4 protein-coding genes are annotated in these 5152 nt (G+C 57.2%); all 4 read right to left on the reverse strand.

What is annotated here, in order from left to right; genetic code table 11:
- A partial coding sequence (locus K1Y02_25120) for a respiratory nitrate reductase subunit gamma (GenBank protein ID MBX7259662.1) occupies positions 1-214 on the reverse strand: 214 nt, incomplete at its 3' end.
- Entirely contained in the window at positions 204-743 is a 540-nt protein-coding gene (narJ, locus tag K1Y02_25125; protein ID MBX7259663.1) for a nitrate reductase molybdenum cofactor assembly chaperone, read from the reverse strand. The genes K1Y02_25120 and narJ, both read right to left, overlap by 11 nt.
- Before the next feature lie 2 nt (positions 744-745).
- Positions 746-2251, reverse strand: a complete 1506-nt coding sequence (gene narH, locus K1Y02_25130; GenBank protein ID MBX7259664.1) for a nitrate reductase subunit beta — start codon at positions 2249-2251, stop codon at positions 746-748.
- Positions 2252-2269: 18 nt separating this feature from the next.
- Positions 2270-5152: molybdopterin-dependent oxidoreductase (locus tag K1Y02_25135; GenBank protein MBX7259665.1), on the reverse strand; the 2883-nt coding region annotated here is incomplete at its 5' end.

The raw sequence follows: 5152 nt of genomic DNA on the forward strand, positions 1-5152 counted from the left end.
ACGGGAAGAGAAAGGGAAGCAGGTGACCAAGAAAGACAATCAGAATGCCGATGTGCCAGGGCATCGATCCCCAGAACAGTTGCTTGCTCTCCAGGAACTGCGACGATAGCGACGAATAGCTGAATCGGTTCACTCTCAGCCTGGCGATGGAGACTGCGACAAGCGAAAACAATGCCATGTACGGCAGTCCGACATAGAAGAAATTAGTTACCATCGTTCTCATCCCCTAAACTCACTACATGCTGAGCCGCTCGCACGACATGCCGCCATGGACTGCGCGCCGCTTCAAGCGCCGGCGCCATCTTTTCCAAGGCAGGCTGAAGCACGTGCGTCTTCAGATCCGTCCACTCTTCGGCATCAAGGTGGGGTGCGCTCCGCAGAATCAGCGCTACGTGGTCTGGTAGTTCCGAACCACATGTGAAGCCAACGCGTTCATAGGCCGCCTTGAGCCCCGTCATCAATTCCGCGCGTTTGAAGCTCTCGGCGCCAAAGATGTGCACGCTCACGTAGGGCACGCAGACCGGCGCAAGGTCGAAGGAGCGTGTATACATCTCTTGAGCCTGCTCAGTGGAGAGGTTTGCCACCTCGGAACCTAGCGAATTCAGCGCCTCCACTGCATCCGCACTCACTTCTCGCGACAGTGCAACGGCCTCATCGAATCGCGACTGAAATCTATTGTCCGGATATTCAAGCAAGGCGCCCAGGGCGGCCAGCGCCGGAACTGTCGATACGGTGGTAAGCATGTCTACGACCCTCTTTTCGGTGTTTGCACGGGGCCAAAACCACACTGGCCCTTGCATCGCTCCGGCGCGCATCCCTCGGAGTTGTCTCCCTCAATGGCTTCTTCACGCTGGATCGGCGGCATGGCGTATCGGTTTTCGATGGAGCCCAGGGCGGTCATGCGATAGATGGCTTCCGCCTGTTCCGGCGTGACATGCCCCTCGCGCAAGACGCGCTTCACCTTCTCCGGCTCCACATCATCGAGTTCCTGGGCTCGCTTGAAGTAACGCACGGCCATTTGCTTCTTCATGGCCGCGTGGATGATTTCCTCGTTTCCAGCAGCAAATAGTGCTGCGAGATAGCGCATTGGCAACCTCGCCTTGTCAAGATGAGAGAAGAACTCCTCAGCATCGTGCTGATAGATGCCGTCTCCAACGCGGCCGGAGACCGGCAACATCGGCGGGACGTAGTACAGCATGGGCATCGTGCGAAATTCGGGATGGAGCGGCAGCGCGAGTTCCCACTCCTTCACATATTTGTATACGGGGGAGCGTCGAGCGGCAGCCACGAACTTCTCGCTAACACCGGATTTCTCTGCTTCACGCGCCACGCCGGGATCATTCGGATCGAGTAGTATGCTTCGGTGCGCTTCGACCAGAGATCGCTCAGGCGCTTTCATGGATTCCTCGATGCGGTCCGCGTCATACAAGAGGACACCCATGTAGCGGATGCGCCCCACGCACGCATGGAAGCAGGCAGGTGGCTGCCCTGTCTCGACGCGAGGGAAGCAGAGAATGCACTTCTCGGACTTGCCAGTCTGCCAGTTGTAGTACATCTTCTTGTAAGGACACGCCGAGACGCAGGCCCGCCACCCGCGGCATTTTTCCTGATTGACCAATACGATGCCGTCCTCGCCTCGTTTGTACAGGGCCCCCGAAGGGCATGAAGCGACGCAACTCGGATTTGCGCAGTGATTGCAGATGCGCGGGAGATACATCATCGAGATGTTCTCGATCTCAAACAGCATCCGCCGCTCATCCTCCGTAAGCTGCTTGAGGTTCGGGTCATTCTCTGCGTACACCGGCGAACCGCCGAGGTCGTCATCCCAATTGGGACCGGCCTCGATGTTCATCACGTCTCCGGTTATCTGCGAGATGGGCACGGCGGTCGGCTGGTCGTCTCCGGCCTCTGCATCAAACAGGTTCTGATACGTATAGGTCCATGGCTCGTAGTAATCGTCCAGCCCCGGCTGATTGGGGTTATAGAACAACTTAAGAAAGCTGCTCACCTTGGTTTGACAACGCAGCTTCAATTCCCGCTTCGCGGTCAGTTCCCAGCCGCCTTTGTAGTTGAGTTGGTCTTCCCAAAGCGTCGGGTAGCCCGTTCCCGGCTTAGTCTCGACGTTGTTCCACCACATGTATTCGGCGCCGGCTCGATCCGTCCACACGTTCTTGCAGGCGACGCTGCACGTGTGACACCCAATGCACTTGTCGAGGTGAAACACCATCGCTACGTGAGCGCGTACGTCCATACGAAAGAGACTCCTTTCCTACCACTCGGGCTTGACGATTTTGCGCACAACCACGTAGGTGTCCCGGTTCACGCCGGTCGGACCCCAGTAATTGAACGCGTAGCTGAATTGCGCGTAGCCGCCAATCATGAAGAGGGGCTTCAAGCGCGCGCGCGTAAGGCTGTTATGCGCGCCCGCGCGCTTGTTCCCGCGCCCAGGCGCTTTCGGCACGCCGATGGTCCGTTCCGTAGCGTGGTAGATGAAGCAGATACCGCGAGGTATGCGCGCACTCACGCAGGCACGCGTAACAACCACGCCGTGGTCATTAATGATCTCCACCCAGTCGTTGTCTTGAATCCCGAGAAGACCGGCATCGCTGTCATTCATCCAGAACGGTTCTATTCCCCGAGAAAGAGTCTCCATACGCAGGGTATCGCCGTATGTGGAGTGGATATGCCATTTGCCATGCGGCGTAAGGTAATTGAGAACGAGCGAGCCATGGTCGGATGCGGTGATTTCAAGATCACGCGTCGTCCGTCGATCCGCACGCGGCTTGAACGTCGGCAAGTGTTCGCCGAATGCGCGGTACGCTTCGTGGTCCAGATAGAAGTGCTGGCGGCCCGTCATGGTACGCCAAGGGACGAGACCTTCGACGTTCTGACAGAATGCACTGTACGTACGGCCGTTCCGCACGTCTCCTGTCCAGTATGGCGTGGTCAACAAACGTCGCGGCTCCGTGCAGATGTCTTTGAACGACATCCGCACGGCCCGCGTTGGTTCGGCCGTGTGTGTGTGGTCGATGCCCGTCTTGATGGCCTCTGCCGCGTAGGCTCGGAAGGCGCACTCCCCATTGGTCTCAGCAGCAAATGCAAGGATGGCGTCGCACACCGATCGATCTTCAAACAGGGAGGGGTACTTCGCGCCACCCCATTCCTCGACCGGGTGCGTCTTCATGAACTCATCGTATAGGTCATCGACCATGTAATTGGTTCCATGCATGCCGATGCCTTTGTCGCGGAAGTTTCGGCCGAGACTGATGTACTTTTCGTAGACCTTGGTGTAGTCCCGTTCGACGATGGTCAAGTTGGGCATTGTCTTGCCGGGAATCGGTTCGCATTCCCCATGTGCCCAGTCTTTGATAGTTGGCTGCGCGACTTCGGCTGCCGTATCGTGCGCCAAGGGACTGGCTACCACGTCTTTAAGCGGCTTGGGCAAATACCGTTTGGCAAGTTCCGAGGTTTGTTGCGCAATCTCACGGAAGATCTTCCAGTCGCTCTTGGATTCCCAACATGGAGGAACAGCCGCTTGAAGCGGATGCATGAACGAATGCATGTCCGTGGTGTTTAGGTCGTCCTTTTCATAAAAGGTCGCCGTTGGCAACACAATGTCCGAATAGAGCGCGGACGTGTCCATGCGGAAGTTCAGATCGACGACCAAGTCCATTTTCCCTAGGTCGAGCTTTTCGTGCCACGCGACTTCCTTCACATGTTCCTGAGCGACCTCGTTGGCGATACTTGCGTGGTGTGTACCCAGGTAGTGTTTAAGAAAGTACTCGTGCCCTTTTGCCGAGGCCTGCAAGGCGTTTCCGCGCCAGATATACCACACGCGCGGCCAGCACTCCGGCGCATCAGGGTCTTCGCTTGCGAACTTCAGCGACCGATCTTTAAGTCGCTGAATGACGCGCTGGATGATCGACTCATTGGTGGTGGCGCCTGCGGCCTCAGCTTCCCGCACAACCTCGAAATTGCTTTGTGTAAATTGCGGAAAAAATGGCAACCACCCGCAACGCACCGCAAGCGCCTGCTTGTCGATAGTATGCCCCGAGGCCATTCGGTGGGTTTCATCACCTACCGCACAGATCTCGTTGAACGGCATGTCATAGCGCCACTGATCGGAGTGCACGTAATGGAACGAAGGGGAATTCTGCAAACGAGGCGGACCTGCCCAGTCCGCCCCGAATGCGATCGGACCCCAGGAAGCCTGAGGAGCTAACTTCTCTTGACCGACGTAATGGTTCCAGCCACCGCCGTTTCTGCCCACGCAGCCAGTCAACATCAACGTCGTGATGCAGGCACGATAAATCAAGTTGTTGTGATACCAGTGATTGACGCCCGCACCGATAATGATCATGCACTTGCCGTGTGTGCGTTCAGCGGTCTGCGCCCATTGGCGCGCGAAATTCACCACCACGCTCCCATTTATGCCCGTGAACTGCTCTTGCCAAGCGGGTGTGTAGGGTTGGGTGTCATCCTCGTAGCTCGACGGCCATTCACCGGGTTGTCCACTGCTGACGCCATGCTGCGCGAGCATGAGGTCGAAGGCCGTGGTTACCCACACCGGCCCGTCGATCGTCTCGACTCGTCGTGCTGGAACGCTGCGCCGTACAGGCTTGTCATTCGTCGACTGTGAAAAGTCCCAGAACTCCACCTTGACGTTCTCTGCGCCATGCCCATTCAAGGAAAGCAACGGGTTGATGGGAGAGCCGCTCTTATCGTCCTCCAACTTGAGGTTCCAATGTCCCTTCTCCTGCTGCCAGCGGTGGCCCACCGTGCCCTTCGGCATACGCAACTCGCTTGTGGTTTCGTCGAACATAAAGAGCTTCCACTCTGCGAGTTCTTCATCCTTGGCGCCCGGAATTTGAGACGCGCGCAAATACGCTCCCGCCCGGAATACGCCTTTACCTGTGTCATCCAAACACACCACAAACGGCGCGTCTGTGTACTTTTTGAGGTAATCGGTGAAATACGCGACATTCCGGTCGACAAAGCACTCCTTCAGAATGACGTGATTGACCGCCATCCAGAATGCCCCGTCCTGCCCCTGATGAATGGGTATCCACTCGTCGGCGATTTTCGATGTTTGGCTGAAGTCTGGCGAAAACACGACAACCTTCGCCCCGTTGTGCCTGGCCTCCACGAGGAA

It is taken from the genome of Candidatus Hydrogenedentota bacterium, assembly GCA_019695095.1.
In the GTDB taxonomy this organism is placed as follows: Bacteria; Hydrogenedentota; Hydrogenedentia; order Hydrogenedentales; family SLHB01; genus JAIBAQ01.